The following is a 16263-nucleotide window of genomic DNA, read 5'->3' on the forward strand; positions in this document are numbered from 1 at the left end:
CAATGATTTCTGTTGTTTTAGAAAATCTTTCTAAAGATTACCATGGATTTTCAAAACCTTGGAAAAGAATCCTTGCTGGCCTTAGTTTTGGATATTTTGGTATCGATTCAAATTTTACCGCTTTACGATCATTAAGTTTTCGAGTAGATCCTGGTGAAATTTTAGGAATCATTGGTAGAAACGGAGCCGGAAAATCCACACTTTTAAAATTGATTACGGGTGTGATTCGAAAAGACAAAGGAAATCTTTTTGTTAATGGATCCGTTCGTGCCCTTCTTGAATTAAGTGTTGGATTTAATCCCGAACTTTCTGGAGAAGAGAATGTTTATTACAATGGACTTGTTTGGGGTTACAAACCGTCCGAAATCAAAGAACTAACAGACTCCATTTTTGAATTTGCGGAGTTGAATGAGTTTCGAAAGACTCCTTTAAAGAATTATAGTTCCGGGATGGCAATGCGACTTGGTTTTAGTTTGGCCACTGCGAAACGACCAGACATCCTCATTGTGGATGAAGCTTTGGCAGTTGGGGATGCTAGTTTTCAACAAAAATGTTTAAAAAGAATTAAGGAATTTTCAAACCTTGGATCCTGCATTTTAGTTGTGAGCCATGATCTTGGTCTCATTTCTTATTTTTGCACAAGAGTGATCCTCTTAAACAAGGGAAGTATCTTATTTGATGGAAATCCTAAAGATGCCATTGAAGAATATATGTATGTGTTAGCTGGCGGATCAGAGACTTCAACTGCACATAATTCTGAAACGATAAAGGACATCCAAATTTTTCTGAAAAATCCAAAAGGTTTGGATACTCGCCATCATTTTCTTGGGGAAAAAGCCACTCTTCGGATCGAGTTCCAAACGATTCGACCCATTACAGAGGGAACCATTGGTTTTCATATTGATAGCGAAAAGGGGATTCGAATTTTCGGAACCAATTCCCACCATCTGGGAAAACCTAACCTAACCTTGAATGGACCAGAACGTTCGGTAGTGGAATTCCAATTCCCTATCCAGTTTGGGGAAGGAAAATACAGTTTGGGAGTTTCCATCCACAAGGGTGAATCTCATATCGAGGGAAGTTACTTTTGGGGAGAATCTGTTTTGGATTTTGAGGTAGAGAGAGGGAAAATTGAGAAATTTGTTGGGCTTTCTTATTTACCCACTGAATTTTCCATTCAGTTCCTTCCCAAATCAGACTAGAAAAACGGTTTCCTTTAAAGGAAAAAATTAAATTCTGGAAATCCTATGAAAGTTTGTGTGGTCGGAACCGGATATGTAGGCCTTGTTGCAGGGACCTGTTTTGCTGAATATGGCAATGAAGTTATTTGTATTGATAAAGACGAAAAAAAAATAAACGATCTTAAAAAAGGGATCATCCCCATCTATGAACCAGGGTTATCCGAACTTGTGGAAAGGAATCACAAAGAGGGAAGACTCTTGTTTTCCACTTCGCTAAAAGAAGGTGTGGAATCTTCTGAGTTTGTTTTTATTGCAGTAGGAACTCCGACTTCTGATAATGGGTCTGCTGATTTGCGATTTGTTTTTGCCGTGGCCGAAGAGGTCGGTAAAACAATGAACGGCTATAAAATCATCGTCGATAAATCTACAGTTCCCGTGGGAACCGCAGACCAAGTAAAAGCAATTGTTGCTAAAAACACAAAACACCCGTTTGATGTTGTTTCTAACCCTGAGTTTTTAAAAGAAGGTGCTGCGATTGAAGACTTTATGCGACCTGAGCGTGTTGTGATTGGTGCTGAGTCTGAAAATGCTGCTAAAAAAATGAGCGAGTTGTATTCCCCTTTTGTACTGAACGGGAACCCAATCATTACCATGAGCATTCGTTCTGCTGAGCTCACAAAATATGCATGTAACGCTTTTCTCGCTACTAAAATTTCTTTCGTCAATGAAATTGCTAACCTCTGTGATGCGGTTGGTGCCAACTATGATGATGTGAGAAAAGGGATGGGAACTGATTCTAGGATTGGGCGTCAGTTTTTGTATGCAGGAATTGGTTACGGTGGATCTTGTTTCCCAAAAGATGTAAGAGCTCTTCTTCGCACCGCTGAAGAAGTAAAAGCTCCGATGCATATCATTCAATCTGTCGAAGATGTAAATGAAAAACAAAAAACTCGCCTAACAGATAAAATTTTTGAACACTTTAAGTCAACGGATATGAAAGGGAAAACTTTTGGTATTTGGGGATTATCTTTCAAACCAGGAACAGATGATATGCGTGAAGCTCCATCGATTCCTCTCATTTATGAACTGCATAAAAACGGAGCAAAAATTCAAGTTTTTGATCCAGCTTCTATGGAAACTTCTAAATATTATTTTGATGGAAAGGTAGAATACAAAAAGGATGCTTATTCGGCTCTCCAAGGGGCTGATGCGATGTTACTTTTGACGGAGTGGCGCGAATTCAGAGAACCTGATTTTAATAAAATTAAGAGCCTACTAAAAAGCCCACTTGTTTTTGATGGAAGAAATCAATACAAACCAACTCTCATGAATGAGTTAGGTTTTACTTACTATTCTATCGGAAATAGATAAACGATTGTTACTTAGTCTAACAGAGATGAAATTTCTGTTGGACTAAAACCCTCTTTCAATTTCGGACAAAGCTTCGTTGCACATTGATTTATCTGAATCGGAAGTTAGTTGTGGTTTGATTTCTGTAAGTATTGACTTTGCTAGTTTTGATTCACCGGAATCTTTTAGGGTTAATCCATAGTAAAGTTTAGCGGTTGTTTTGCGGTTTGAGGTTGGATAAGTTTCTAGAAATTCTTTCCACGCTTTTACGGCAGACTCTTTTGGTCCATGGATGGATTTTACCAAGTTTAAGTTAAACTGAGCATTTTCTTTGAGTACTGGTAAAGTTTTGGATTTTTGAACCGTCTCGGTAAATTGAATTTCTGCTTTTTCAAATTCTTTATTTTGAAAATATAATAATCCTAATCGAAAATGAATGTCTGGGCTATTTACATTTCGCCTAAGTTCTGTTTTAAGGTAAGATTCTATATTTGGTTCTTGGAGAATCCTTCTTGTGACTCCTAAAATGTCTTCTTTTGTGGCAAGACCTGCGATTTTTGTTACATAGTTTCCATCCCCATCCAGAAATAGGATGGTTGGATACCCTTCAATATTGTATTTTTTTCGTAAGTTAGGAAATTCTTCACCATCTAACCGAACCTTTACGAAGCTATCCAAAACCTTGTTTACTTCCGGATCGGGAAAAATTTCTTTTTCTAAAACCAAACAATAAGTGCACCAATCAGCAAATACATCTACAATGATAAATTTTTTGTCCTGTTTTGCGGTTTCGAATCCCTTTTGGATCGAACTTCCCCATGGGGATTCGGAAAATAAGGAAGTGGAAAGTAGAAGGAAACAAATTGGAAGAATCTTACGAACCATCTCCTTGAATCTTAATGTTTTTCCCTTCGTTTGAATAGTCAATTTTCGCTTTTTCGAAATGGATTGGCTGGTTTCTATGGTCGAGAGAAGGTCAAAATATGGAATTTTTACTGAAATTGGAAGAACTACTCCGCAAACGTAAGGAAGAATTGCCTGAAAAATCTTATACTGCCGAGCTCTTCCGTGATGGTGTTGACCGTATCCTTAAAAAAATTGGCGAAGAAGCAGGCGAAGTGATCATTGCTGCAAAAAACCCCAATGAAAAAGAACTCATTCACGAAATTGCAGATTTGGTATTCCATCTGGAAGTTCTAATGGTGGAGAAAGGAATTAGTTTATCTACCATCGCAAAAGAATTGGAAAAACGCCACAGCTAAACTAATTGTTTCCCATTGGAAACTTAAATGAAGATACTTCTGTATTTCCTTTCCCCTTTGAGTTTGTTGTACCGCTTTTTGTTTTGGTGGCAACAGCGAAGGATATCATCGTTTCGTCTTCCTGATGTTTTAGTCATTAGCGTTGGAAATCTCACAGTAGGGGGAACTGGCAAAACTCCATTTGTTCAGTATCTTGTTAGGTTTTTTCAGAAAGTTTATCCTAGTTATGCAATCACAATCTTATCTCGTGGTTATAAGGCAGAAAAAAGTAGGGAAGGTGCAATCTTACCGGATGGTTTGGATCCAAAATCATTTGGTGATGAACCAAGCCAACACAAAGAAATGTTCTCTGACATACAGGTAATGATTGGTCGGGATAGAAAAAAATCTTTTCTTTTATACAATCAGATTCGATCCAAAAAACATATTGTGATTTTAGATGATGGGTTCCAACACAAAGCCCTATATCGTGACTTTGATTTTGTTTTATTGGATACAAATTCACCGTTTGGAAATGGGTTTACGATCCCATTGGGTTTTTTAAGAGAACCAGTGAGTCATATCAAAAGAGCAAGTGCGATTGTATTTACAAAGTTAACTCCTAGAAATAGGGAAAATTTAGTCCGATACAAAAAAACATTGCAGAAATTAGAAGTATCTATTCCCGTTTTTGATTCTGAATTCAAATCTTCTGTGTTGGAAGTTAAATTTGATTCTAACTTAGCCACGAAACCTTTTCAGTCAAAATTAGATTCGAAATACTTTTTAGTGACAGGTGTAGGGAATCCAAAACATGTTTATGAAACTGCAAAATCTAGTTTGTTATCAGAAAACATTCGAACAAAATTTTTCCCTGATCATTTTGAATTTACTGAACCTACCTTGTTATCTCTACTCAATGAAATCCTAGACGATGAGATATTGGTAACCACCGAGAAAGATTGGATTAAAATGAAAACTAATACTGTTTTTTTAAAAGAACTAAAAGAGAAAAACGTGAAGGTACTCTTACTTGTGATTCAGGTATCTGTTCATGAGGATCATGGGATAAAATCTATGTTAGCTGGTCTCGTTTCCACATACGAAGTAAAAAACGGTCTGGTTTGAGAGATTTCAGAATTTTTTCTGATACAGGACTTTCTTCTTCCAGGACCGATGAAACCAAAATTTCGGCAGCATATAAAGAGTGGGTTAGTCCACGTGATCCAAGTCCATTGAGTATTCCCACTCTTTCAAAGTAAGGAATTTTAATTTTTTTTCCATCTTTCCTTAATGAATTTTGGTATTTTACTGATAAATCCATCTTAGATAGGTTGGGTAATTTTCCAACAATGGGATGACGATCTTGGGATTGGGTTCTGTAACTCACTCTAGTTTGCAGCAAACGAGGGTTTAATGGCTCCCATTCAGAAAATAATTTTGGCAATCTTTCGGATAAATCCTTCCACATGGATTCCGATTCTTCAGGTCTTGGTTCTGGTTCCAGTTTGAATTCATCAAAGGTTGCACCTAAAACTTGATGGCCTTGGATGGGTGCGGTTAGGTAGTCACCGTACAGAATACCAAATGAATTTGTTGGACTTTGTTCTGGAATTTTTAAGATTTGTCCACGTACTTTCTTTAACGGTAACCAATTTGATTTGGGATCATCTGAAAATTGGTACCCTTGGCTAAGGAAAAGGTAATCGCATTGAATCTCCCCTTGGGAAGTTTTACATAGAATTTTGGAATCTTTATCTGACTCTTCCCATGTTAGTAACTGACAATTGTATTTTGTTTCAGCATTGGTTAATGATACGATTTCTTTTGTAAGTTTAACGGGAGATACGGATTTTCCATTCGGAAAAAAGAGGGCTTTTGCACCAGAGATCGGTTCCATTTCTTCTTTCGCTACTTGTTCTACAATTTGATGAGAACTGATTGCATGAGAGTACCGATCGTAAGATGATTCAGTATCCATCAGAAAGTAAATTCCATTGGCATGAGGAACTAAATCTTGTAATTGAAACTTCTCCCAGATAGATAAAAAATATAAAAAAGCATTTAAGGAGAATTCGGATTCAGCTGTTTTGTGTTTGGTGAGGAAAGGATATACTACACCAATAGGATTCCCGCTTGCATGAAGGGCTGGCCCCATATCAGAATCAATTAAAATGGTTTTGATGTTTCTTTTTTTTAATGCAAGGCAAATGCTCGCACCTGCAATTCCTGCTCCCACAACCAACGCAGTTTTTTCTTGAATGCTCATTTTTTCATTACTTCAGAAAACCAGAAATCATCTCTCGTTTTCGACCAAACCCTTTTTTCTTTTCTACTAGGAATCCAAGTTCGGTGAGACTTCTTCGTAAAAAACCAGCAGAGGAGAAGGTTGCAAAACTTGTGCCCGATATGGATTTTTGACGTACAAGGTTTAAGGTATCTTGGGACCACATATCAGGATTTTTTCCTGGAGAAAATCCATCAAAATACCAAGCATGAATGATAGGAAAACTCGGAAGGCAAATTTGGATGTCACCAAAATATACTTTTAATGAAAACTGTGCGCCGTTAGTTTTGTGGTGCCAAACATAAGTCCAGGTGTTTTTTGTGTTGTCATTTTCCCAAATATCTTTGGCAGATTCATAAGAATGAATTAGTTCTGGAAACCAGAGGTTTTTGTCCGGATAACTTTGATTTAATGTAAATAAGATCTCTGCAGCTAAAGGATAACCTTCCAAACTGATAAATTCCATCGATTTTGGGTTTTGTAAGGACGTCCAATTTTCCAAAGCCACAAACAAATTCAGTCCTGATCCAAATCCTAGTTCACCAATCCGAAATACAGTCTGGTCATCATCTTTAATCTTGGATTCAATTTCGTTTCCGTTAAAAAAAACATAATTCGATTCTTCCCAGCCACCTTGTTTTGAAAAATATACATCATCAAATAAAAGAGAAACAGGGACACCCTCTTTGAATTCAATATTCTTATCCGAGTGATCTGAAGGTCTTTTTTCCATAGATGAAAACTATTTCCCAGTTTCTAGCCCTCACTTCACTTGGAAACCGAATCTCGAAGCCGACTTGGTGTAAAAAGTAAGTCACTTACCTTTTGCATCTGGTTTCCATGATAATTCGCTTTCCTTTGTAATCATCTTTCTTTCGAAACCGACTTTCCAACGAAACTCGTTTACCAAATGGATCCCCTCACTTTCGAAACCCCGTTTCCAAAGTAAGCCAATCCCTAAGTTAACTCACTTACCAAAGTAAGTGACTCACCCAATTTCCCATTCATCCCGATCCATATCGCTTCCATGAATACTCCCTCTATATCCAACACCCACCGATCCTCCTTGAATTTATTATGTCTCATAAAAAAGACTTTCCAAATTGAGGGTACTCTTCATATTTTTCCCAGGTTCGGGGGCGATTCTATGGATTTTGTAAAAATCCGAGGTAAAGACTTACAAGACTGCATCATGCAGATGAAGATGAAATACGGTCCAGAGGCACATCTCTATGACCAAAGAGTGATCACGGAAGGTGGACTCTTTGGAACGGGACTTATGGCTCAAAGGATGTATGAAATCGATGTGGGTGTTCCCGAAAAACAAAATTCCAAAGAGAGAATTGAACGTAAGTTAAAAGATCTCAAAGAACTCATCAAACAAAAACAAAGAACAGATTCCCTTCCTGAGTCAGGCTTAGTCGAAATTGGATCCAAAAACCAATCTGCGGTGGGAGGAGGGAATCTCTCCGTTCGCAAAAAAAATATCGATGCGGTTCGTCCTTTTTCGGAGCGTCGTCGCAGACAGAACCCCGCTGTCTATGAAATCGAAGCTCTAGATGAAAGACCAGTCGGCCTTTCTCTTGCCGAAGCAAAAGAATCCTTTCTGGAAGTTCCGCAAGTAGCCAAACCACAGGTTCCAGAAAGACATCCTCATATCCAAAAAATCATCGATCGTTTGTTAAACGAAGGTATGTCTTCTGGGTTTTTAGAAGAAATGGCAGTCGCTCTCGAACGTAGATTGTCTGCTGTGGATCTCACTCGTTATGCCAATGTTACGGATAAGGCAGTGGCTTATTTAGAAGAAAGGATTCAAATTGACTCTGATCTTTTTAGTGGAACCCCTCGCGGAAAACGAAAGGTAATTTTCTTTGTGGGTCCAACTGGATCCGGGAAAACGACATCCATTGCGAAATTGGCAGCTAAGTACAGTTTGCACATGGGGAAAAAAGTTTCCCTTTACACAACGGACAATTACCGAATTGCTGCGATTGACCAGTTGAAGTTTTATGCGGATGCAATGGGCCTTCCTTTTTATGCGGCCAAAGATTTGAGAAAATGGAAGGAGACCATTCTTCGAGATGGATCCGAACTCATTTTGGTAGATACGGCTGGTTATTCACACAGAAAGTCCGAAAACCTGGAAAAACTTCAGGAATTCTACCAAGTATTTGGGGAAAAGGATTATATCGAAACAGTCTTAGTGCTTTCCTCCACTGTATCAAAAGACAATGCACTCGCAGTTGCAAACGCGTATGAGACGGTCGGATACAAAAGAATTTTATTAACGAAGCTAGATGAAGCAGAATTTTTAGGTTCTGTAGTGGAATTGGCCGATACTATTCACAGGGAATTCGCATTCTTAAGTGTGGGGCAGGATGTTCCTTTTGATATCCTAAATGCCTCGAAAAAACTTCTTGCCGAATGTGTGATTTTTCCGGAAAAATTGAAAGGGATAGCGGGGGAGGTCTTCGAAAAGACCGTGTAACCAACTTCGTTATCCTTACGACCTAGGGGTAACGATGGACCAAGCTGCAAATCTTAGAAAGCTCACTGAAACTGGTACTGGATTAAAACTTGTTCAACCCCAGGATGCAGTCAAAAAAACCAAAATCATCGCTGTGGCTTCTGGCAAAGGTGGTGTGGGCAAAAGTACTGTATCCGTTAATCTTGCTATCTCTATTGCAAAGACGGGACTCAAAGTTTTAATCTTTGATGGTGACTTAGGTCTTGCGAACGTAAACGTTCTTCTTGGGATCATTCCGAAATATAATTTATACCATGTGGTGAAAGGCCACAAATCTCTCAAAGATATCGTCATCTCTACTCCTGAAGGTGTGGACATCATCGCAGGAGCTTCTGGGTACTCTCAACTTGCCAATCTCAATGAAACACAAAGAAACAATCTAATCAAAGGATTTGCGGAGCTAGATCGATATGATGTGATGATCATTGATACAGGTGCTGGGATCTCTGCCAATGTCATTGGTCTTGTGATGCCTGCTGATGAAGTGGTAGTGGTCACAACACCAGAACCTACTTCGATTACGGATTCTTATGGTCTGATCAAATCCATTGTCTCCCAATCCAAAGACAAAAATCTCAAAATCATCGTCAACCGAGTGCGTTCTGCCATTGAAGGGAAAAAAGTAGCAGACCGAGTCATTGATATCTCTGGTCAATTTTTAGAAGTCCAGGTAGAAAATTTGGGGTTTATTTTCCAAGATGAAGAGGTCGAGAAGTCGATTCGGGAACAAAAACCATTTATCATCGGGGCTCCTCGCTCGAAAGCCGCAGCTTGTCTCACTCGTGTCACTCATACCCTCTTACAAACAGAAGGTGGATATGATGATGAAGAAGGTCTTACCGGTTTCTTCAAAAAATTCTTTAGCTTCGTAGACTTCAAAGAGAAGGAAATGGATGAGAAGATGGAGGAAGACAACTAAGTGCAGATAGGATTCATACTAGGATTTGCGATCCTAGGAGCAATCATTAGTTCTATCTGTGGTTTCCTTGTGGGAAACCGCCTTGGTTATATCTTTTTTGTCTCTCTCATTTCCACATTTGCTTTCGGCGGTTTGGGATTTGGAGTTTTTACTGTATTACAAAAGAAAGTCCCTGAGTTTTTAGAGTTCTTATCTGTATTTTCTATTGGTGGATTTGGTGGGGAAAGCCATGCGGAAGATCTTGACCAGGACCATGGAAGTATGGACTCTTTTCGGTCTGAGTCTACGGGATCTGACGACTTTGGTGTTCAACCGGTCGGGGATGCCGCAATGGATGCCAAACTTGCTATGGCGAAATCTGGAAAATTCGGAGATCATATCATTGTGGATAAAATTGCGATCAAAAACGAGCCAAAACTCATGGCAGAGGCCATTCGTACCATGATGGCTAAGGATGATCCCCAAGACGGCTGAAAAATTACTGTTTTTAGAGGACATAAGAAAAAATCCTCTTGTAATTTCTCTTTCTTTACGATTTTTTCTATAAAGTAAAGAGATTCCGTACCTCGGTTCCCTATGTCAAGATTGCTAGACAAATACAATCAGTTTGATGAGACAGATCTTTGGAAACAATACCGCGTCAAAAAGGATGCGGAGATCCGAAGTTACCTTGTTGAAAAATATTCACCTCTCGTCAAACATGTGGCAGGGCGAATTGCAATTGGTATGCCTCAAAATGTTGAGTTTGAAGATCTCGTCAGTTATGGCGTTTTCGGTCTGTTAGACGCCATTGAGAAATTCGATCCTTCTCGCGAAATTAAATTTAAAACTTATGCCATGACCCGGATTCGGGGATCAATTTTTGACGAACTTAGAAGTGTGGACTGGATCCCACGGTCCATCCGTCAAAAAGCAAAACAGTTAGAAAACATCATTGCCATGCTTGAGAACAAGGAAGGCAAAAAAGTAGATGATGAAGAGATCGCGAAAGAACTCGGCGTCTCTATGGAAGAATACAATTCGCTACTCGCAAAACTTTCTGGAACCTCTCTAGTATCTTTAAATGATATTTGGTTTCTCGGTGATGAGAACGATGAAGTTTCCTTTATGGAAACTTTGGAATCTCCGATGAATATGAACCCAGACAATATCATCGAAAAAGAAGAAATCAAAAACGTAATCGTAGAAGCCATCCAGTCATTACCAGAAAAAGAAAAGAAAGTTATCGTACTTTATTATTATGAAGACCTCACACTCAAAGAAATTGGTGAGGTTTTGGAAGTTACGGAATCTAGGATTTCGCAACTTCATACAAAAGCAGTCGCAAGACTTCGTAGTAAACTCTCCAAAGTAAAATCCGCGATCCAAAAAAGGTAATTAGAAATGTCACTCACTGAATTTCTTACAGAGGAACTGAAAGAGTTCGATCGTAAGGAAAAAGAACAAGTGGAAGTCATTGCCGATACCATAGAAGAGTGTCTGGCAATTGCTTCAGCACATTTGGGCCGTAAGGTTCATGAAATTGATTATACTGTTTTAAAAAGAGGGAAAAAATCTCTCTTTTTCTCGGAACCCTATCATATCCGTGCTTCCATCATTCCCGATGATTTATTATTGGATGAACTCAGTCTTCTTGATGAACACCTAACTGGCGGTAGTGGTAAATTAGTTTCAAAAGAACTAAAAGAACTAGTTACTCCTAAAAATAAAGACGGTCGGGTCACTGTTAAAATTTATAGAACTGGTGTTTTTGTTACCATTTATCCTCCGAGTGGGGAAGGCCTTGCCATGTCCATGGCAGACGTTTCTAAAAAACTTTCCTTTCGTGGTGTTGCGGGTGTAGATCAAAACCTCATTAACAAAATAATTAAAGAGAAGAAAGGAGAACCAGTCCTTATCTCCAATCAAAAACCGAAAGCAGGAAATGACTCGAGTTGCAACGTAGAAATTGCGCAAGAGAATATGCGGGCTTTTGTGACCGTGTTCCCTGCAAGACCAGGTGGTCGTGATTTAGAAGTTTCTGATATAGTGGCCGCCCTCAAAGGGATGGGTGTGGCCCATGGTCTGAAAGAAGATGAAATTCGTAAATCCTTGGAAGATGACATTCACAACAAACCATTTATTGGTGCGGAAGGTGATTTCCCTGTGAATGGGAAAAATGCTGAAATCAAATACTATGTTCGCACGGAAAAGAAAATTAATTTCAAGGAAGATCAGTCTGGTCGTGTTGACTACAAAGACTTAGATATGATTGAAAACGTTGTCGTGGGACAACTGTTAGCCGAAAAACTTCCCGCCGAAAAAGGAAAGTTCGGACGTAACTTATTTGGGATGGTATTACCTGCTAAAGATGGTTTGGATACCGAACTCAAACAAGGGAAAGGTACTATTTTATCGGAAGATAAAATGCGTCTGACAGCAGAAGTCAACGGTCAGGTGTTGTATGCAGCCGGAAGGCTCTCTGTCGAAACAGTTTACCGAATCAATGGAGACGTGGGTGTCCGAACAGGAAATGTTACCTTCCTTGGATCCATCATCATTACAGGAAACGTAGAGGATAATTATTCGGTAAAAGCTGCCGGTAATATTGAAATTTATGGAACCGTCCAAAAGGCGATCGTTGAAGCGGATGGGGATATCATTGTCCGCCAAGGGGTGACGGGAAGGGAAGAGGCTCGCGTCGAATCTACAGGCGGAAACATTGTCGCCAAGTTCATCCAGAACGCCACTTGCATCACGGAAAAGGATATCATTGTCCAAGAAGGAATTCTACATTCGCATTTGATGGCCGGGGGAAAAATTTCCTGTAAAGGAAAGCGGGGCCAAATCGTGGGCGGAACCATCCAAGCGGCCCAACTCGTTTCTGCAAAAATCATCGGATCACAAGCTAACCCACAAACCGATCTCATCGTTGGTAACAATCCAAAGATTCTCAAACAGATCCAGGAATACGAAGAGAAACGAAAAGAGAACCAGGACAAACTGGACCAACTGACAAAAACTATGCGCACGCTCAAGGCAAGAAAAGATGCTGATCCGGCCAGTTTTACTTCTGAACAGGATGCTCATTTGCAGAAATTAGAAGCTGGGACCAAAAAACTCGAAAAGCGAATTGCAGAAGCAGGGAAGGACATCCAAACCCTTACCGAGTATATGGATGAACAGGCTGCCAGTGGCCGTATTTCGGTCGAGAAGACCATTTTCCCGGGTGTTACCATTCGCATTCGCAATGCTGAGTTCAAACTCCGCCACGAGACCAAAGCTAAGACTTTTTACGAAGAAGAGGCCCAGGTCCGCAGTATGCCATACGAAGATCCAGACGAACAGAAAAATGACTGGAGAAAAAAGAGAGGGCGTGGTAAGTCTAAGAATTAGGAGGGCTTTCTATGATTCTCAACGAAAACTTTGCGAGTCTTGCCCACCACTACGATTTTGCACGTAGGGCCCAGGCCGAAAATCCCTTCACCCATCAAAACCAGGTGGTGGAATTGCAAAAGGTTGTGATCCAAACCCAAAACCGAGCACAAACGGTTCCCGAAGCAAAGTCGGGTAATCAAAGTTCGGCGGCTAAACCGAAACAAGATAAAGAAAATTCGGTTTATGCTTATTCGAAAGAGGGAGTCATTTATGATCGCCCTAGTTTCGAAAGAGGATCTCGTTTTGATTTAAAAGCTTAAAGCACTCACTTCGGAATGTTGTTGGAAATGTTCTGTAGGAGAGCGACATGGAACTCTTTTCTCTCGTTTTAATCAATTTATTATTTTGTGGGATGATGTATGTATTCATCTCAGCCAAAGTCCAAAAAGCTGTCGGAGAATATTACGATAAAAAATTAAACCGTGCGATTGATATGGCAACGGCGGAAACCATCCGGGAACTGGATGCAACCGTTGCTGTGATTGAATCCAAAATGGTTGCTCTTCGTTCGATGATGGAAAAAGGAGAGGCTCTGGTAAAAGAATTTAAACATTACCAATCTTCTGGACTTTCTATGAAATCAGAGTTAGTTCCTGATTTAGTTAAGGAAGAAGAACCAGTTCTTGATATCAAAGAACAAAGAACGGGTATTGGTAAAATTTACCAAGCAAACCAAATCCCTGTTCCAAGTGACGAAGTGGAAACAACAGAAGGTGCTGTGAACCAAGCCTTTGGTAAATTGGGAAAAGCAGTTAAGGGAATCTTTGGAATGGATGCTATCAATTCTCCTTCGGCAGAAGCAATGGACAATTTAGAAGTGCCAACATTTCAACCTAAGATGAATTATACGGTTGGTGGAAACCCTTTTGCCGAAGAAAAACCGACAGATTTAATTCGGAATGAACTGGTGGATGGCCCCAAAAAAAGAGAATTTCTAAACGAAGTATCAAAAGCAAATGATCCAGCCTTTGCTTCCTACCAAAAAATGAGTTTGGACAAAGTGGATCTTTCCATTGAATCGGCTTTGGAAGAACTCACCGCATCGGCAACGAAGATTGATAAAGTAGTGCATCTCATCAAAAAAGGATACAAACATGAGGAAATTTCAGAAGCAATGAATATCGGTATTCATGAAATTCATTTAATTGAAACGATTCGACTTGATCGATCTAGAAGAATCTAAAAATATGTTTTCATGTCTTCGTTCCCGATACTCAATGTAGGTTTTTCTAATGTAGTATTTGTATCGAAAATCCTTACGATCCTCCAAGCAGATTCTGCTGGAGCCAAACGACTTCGTTCTGAGGCCAAATCGGAGAACCGGTTGATTGATGCAACCGGTGGACGTAAAACAAGATCAGTTCTTGTTTTAGATTCTGGTCACATCCTCCTCTCAGCAATCCGACCTGAAAGTTTATCCAAACGTTTAGAGTCCGGTGACAATCATATTGGCGAAGGAGAGGAGGAATCAGAAGATTGAAAGTTAGCCCTAATTTATACATTCTTTCTTCTGTTGCCGGGGGTGGTAAGTCTACTATCATCGCAGCCCTCACAGAAGAGTTTCCTGAATTCTATTTTTCTATCTCATGCACCACGAGAGATCCTAGGCCAGGTGATGTAGAAGGAAAAACCTACTATTTTCTCTCTGTTCCCGAATTCAAAAAAAGAATAGCTGAAGGTGAATTCTATGAATGGGCCGAAGTACATGGAAATTATTACGGAACTCCCAAAACCCCCATTTTAAAAGCAATTCAGGAAAACCGAGTGGCTCTTCTTGATTTGGACGTCCAAGGAGCCAAGTCGGTGAAGGCCCTGCGACCAGAATCAGTGACCATATTTATAGAACCACCGAGCAGGGAGATTTGGATTGAGAGATTGATTCGGCGTGGTACGGATTCTAAAACTAGTATTGAACGACGAATCGAAAATGGAGTTAGGGAACTCGACGAGGCGTCTAGTTTTGATTATGTAGTCGTGAATGATAAGTTAGATGATGCCATTCGTGAAGTGAAATCTATTTTATCTGGAACCAAAAACAAACCTTTCTAAGGTTCGTCATTGTCTTCATCAATACTTTTCCCATAATTAGGAACGTTCTTCGCGCCCGCATCTAACCATTTGTTAGAGATTACAGACCTTCTTTCTGCAGGGAATAATGTGAGTAGGTAAGTGGTGATGGTTTGTCTTCCTTCTTCTTCTGCATCTCTATCCATTTGTTCGAAAACTTCGATGATGTCGTAGTCTGGCCAATTGATGAGCATATCTCTTGCCGATTCGGGTGGCATATTGGCAACTTTGTTTGCGAGCACTTTTACTTTCTCGGCGCGGGCATTGTCTTTTTTTAATTTGTCCGCCATTTCTTTTTCTTTACGTTGGATTCCTTCTCGTAGCTCCTCTAGACGTTCTTTGTCTGCATGTAAAGAGGAAGATTTTTCTTCCAACTCTCGTTTCATTTGTTCGAGTTCTTCGCGGTCAGCAATCAGTCTCTCTTTTGCTTTTTCCATTTCTAATTTTTCTAATTCGGTTGGAGAAAGTAGATCTTGGTTTACGAGGCCTGCTTGTTTTTTGAGAAAGGGTAAATAGTCTTCTGCATTGATGACTTGAAAGTAATCAAAAACAAAAAAACCGATCGCGATGAGAAAAAAGATGAGAACGATTAAAAAGAAGGATCTTGTGCTATCGGTTACACTTGCCATTATGATTTGCCTTGTCCTAGGTAGAATTTTTCATAAAAATCACGGAGAGTTTTGAAGTCGGACGTGAGTTCGTCACCCCCATCCTCGCGGTTGAGAATTTTAAAAGTTCTTGGAATCTTTTTAGATTTAGAAGGCCTATAACTTTCTGTCGAATCGAATAATGATTGTTTGCTTAGCTGAAGATTAAATTCTTCAACCTCTCTCCGTTCTGCTCGGTTTCGTTTTTTCTTCCATTCAGCAAATCGTTTGTCTTTTAAAACTTCGATTACCTTTTTATTCATTCGAGCAACCATTACATCTTTACGAACTACATTGACTTCTTCATTTTGTGTCAAAATTCGTTCGTCTAACTCTTCATTGCGCCGCATGAGGCCTTGGATGTATTGTTCGATGGAAAGGTAATCGGATAAACTCGTTCCCACCTTTGAGGAGGCGAGGATGGCTTCGTAGGAAGATTCGATTTCTCGTTCATTGGAATCTTTTTCCCCAATGAGAGAATTCAGTTTTGAGACAACTTGGGAGAGTCGACGAATTTCTTCTTCTTCTCTTCGGCCTCGTAATTTGAGGACTGTCTCCAAACTAAAACGAAATCGTTTCATAGCTGTCTATTTCTTCGGTTCTAAATAATTTTTGTACTCTTTTTTA

Annotated in this window: 18 protein-coding genes; 13 read left to right on the plus strand and 5 right to left on the minus strand. The window is 39.6% G+C overall.

From position 1 onward, the window contains the following. The first annotated feature begins 2 nt into the window (after positions 1-2). Together CH361_RS13800 and CH361_RS13805 are read left to right on the plus strand one after the other, a co-directional pair. Positions 3-1202, plus strand: coding sequence for an ABC transporter ATP-binding protein (locus CH361_RS13800; RefSeq protein WP_100791396.1), 1200 nt, complete (start codon positions 3-5; stop codon positions 1200-1202). Between the two features lie 45 nt (positions 1203-1247). Next, a complete protein-coding gene (locus CH361_RS13805) occupies positions 1248-2552 on the plus strand; it encodes a UDP-glucose dehydrogenase family protein (RefSeq protein WP_100791397.1) in 1305 nt (434 codons plus the stop codon). Between the two features lie 42 nt (positions 2553-2594). On the opposite strand, the gene CH361_RS13810 is transcribed toward CH361_RS13805, so the two are convergent. Beyond that, the gene (locus CH361_RS13810) at positions 2595-3416 is read right to left on the minus strand and encodes a thioredoxin family protein (RefSeq protein ID WP_100791398.1); all 822 of its coding nucleotides are present in this window, start codon (positions 3414-3416) and stop codon (positions 2595-2597) included. A 98-nt stretch (positions 3417-3514) separates the two neighbouring features. On the opposite strand from CH361_RS13810, the gene hisE reads away from it, so the two are divergent. Both hisE and lpxK read left to right on the plus strand, forming a co-directional pair. After that, positions 3515-3793 carry a phosphoribosyl-ATP diphosphatase gene (gene hisE / locus CH361_RS13815; protein ID WP_002989187.1) on the plus strand — a complete coding sequence of 93 codons (279 nt, stop codon included), beginning with the start codon at positions 3515-3517 and terminating at the stop codon, positions 3791-3793. A gap of 27 nt (positions 3794-3820) precedes the next feature. Next, positions 3821-4900 (plus strand): tetraacyldisaccharide 4'-kinase, encoded by a 1080-nt coding sequence (gene lpxK / locus CH361_RS13820; protein WP_100791399.1) that lies wholly within the window; start codon positions 3821-3823, stop codon positions 4898-4900. Here the strand turns inward: lpxK and mnmC1 are convergent. Next, positions 4848-6041 (minus strand): FAD-dependent 5-carboxymethylaminomethyl-2-thiouridine(34) oxidoreductase MnmC1, encoded by a 1194-nt coding sequence (gene mnmC1, locus CH361_RS13825; RefSeq protein WP_100791400.1) that lies wholly within the window; start codon positions 6039-6041, stop codon positions 4848-4850. The two genes, lpxK and mnmC1, sit on opposite strands and share 53 nt — an antisense overlap. A 7-nt stretch (positions 6042-6048) precedes the next feature. Then, positions 6049-6792, minus strand: coding sequence for a tRNA (5-methylaminomethyl-2-thiouridine)(34)-methyltransferase MnmC2 (gene mnmC2, locus CH361_RS13830; protein ID WP_100791401.1), 744 nt, complete (start codon positions 6790-6792; stop codon positions 6049-6051). A 414-nt stretch (positions 6793-7206) separates the two neighbouring features. Here mnmC2 and flhF point away from each other — a divergent pair, with 414 nt between their 5' ends. The 9 genes from flhF (at position 7207) to CH361_RS13875 (ending at position 14971) form a co-directional block, all read left to right on the plus strand. Continuing rightward, on the plus strand, positions 7207-8547 hold the full coding sequence (gene flhF, locus CH361_RS13835; RefSeq protein WP_100791402.1) for a flagellar biosynthesis GTPase FlhF: 1341 nt from the start codon (positions 7207-7209) through the stop codon (positions 8545-8547). Between the two features lie 34 nt (positions 8548-8581). Next, a complete protein-coding gene (locus tag CH361_RS13840) occupies positions 8582-9505 on the plus strand; it encodes a MinD/ParA family protein (RefSeq protein WP_100791403.1) in 924 nt (307 codons plus the stop codon). After that, positions 9506-9979, plus strand: a complete 474-nt coding sequence (locus tag CH361_RS13845; RefSeq protein ID WP_100791404.1) for a hypothetical protein — start codon at positions 9506-9508, stop codon at positions 9977-9979. Between the two features lie 102 nt (positions 9980-10081). Further along, positions 10082-10882: an RNA polymerase sigma factor WhiG gene (whiG, locus tag CH361_RS13850; RefSeq protein ID WP_012387953.1), complete on the plus strand. Its 801-nt coding sequence runs from the start codon at positions 10082-10084 to the stop codon at positions 10880-10882. Between the two features lie 6 nt (positions 10883-10888). Next, positions 10889-12880 (plus strand): FapA family protein, encoded by a 1992-nt coding sequence (locus CH361_RS13855; RefSeq protein WP_100791405.1) that lies wholly within the window; start codon positions 10889-10891, stop codon positions 12878-12880. An 11-nt stretch (positions 12881-12891) separates the two neighbouring features. Further along, positions 12892-13182 (plus strand): hypothetical protein, encoded by a 291-nt coding sequence (locus tag CH361_RS13860; protein ID WP_100791406.1) that lies wholly within the window; start codon positions 12892-12894, stop codon positions 13180-13182. 47 nt (positions 13183-13229) lie between these two features. Next, complete coding sequence (locus CH361_RS13865) at positions 13230-14105, plus strand: hypothetical protein (RefSeq protein WP_100791407.1); 876 nt, start codon at positions 13230-13232, stop codon at positions 14103-14105. 12 nt (positions 14106-14117) lie between these two features. Further along, positions 14118-14402: a DUF370 domain-containing protein gene (locus tag CH361_RS13870; protein ID WP_100791408.1), complete on the plus strand. Its 285-nt coding sequence runs from the start codon at positions 14118-14120 to the stop codon at positions 14400-14402. Then, positions 14399-14971: a guanylate kinase gene (locus CH361_RS13875; protein WP_100791409.1), complete on the plus strand. Its 573-nt coding sequence runs from the start codon at positions 14399-14401 to the stop codon at positions 14969-14971. Before CH361_RS13870 ends, CH361_RS13875 begins: the two co-directional genes overlap by 4 nt. On the opposite strand, the gene CH361_RS13880 is transcribed toward CH361_RS13875, so the two are convergent. Together CH361_RS13880 and fliJ are read right to left on the minus strand one after the other, a co-directional pair. Then, the gene (locus tag CH361_RS13880) at positions 14968-15618 is read right to left on the minus strand and encodes a periplasmic-type flagellar collar protein FlbB (protein WP_100791410.1); all 651 of its coding nucleotides are present in this window, start codon (positions 15616-15618) and stop codon (positions 14968-14970) included. The two genes, CH361_RS13875 and CH361_RS13880, sit on opposite strands and share 4 nt — an antisense overlap. Continuing rightward, entirely contained in the window at positions 15618-16217 is a 600-nt protein-coding gene (gene fliJ / locus CH361_RS13885; RefSeq protein WP_100791411.1) for a flagellar export protein FliJ, read from the minus strand. Before fliJ ends, CH361_RS13880 begins: the two co-directional genes overlap by 1 nt. Between the last annotated feature and the right edge of the window lie 46 nt (positions 16218-16263).

The sequence above is a fragment of the Leptospira brenneri genome (assembly GCF_002812125.1).
In the GTDB taxonomy this organism is placed as follows: domain Bacteria; phylum Spirochaetota; class Leptospiria; order Leptospirales; family Leptospiraceae; genus Leptospira_A; species Leptospira_A brenneri.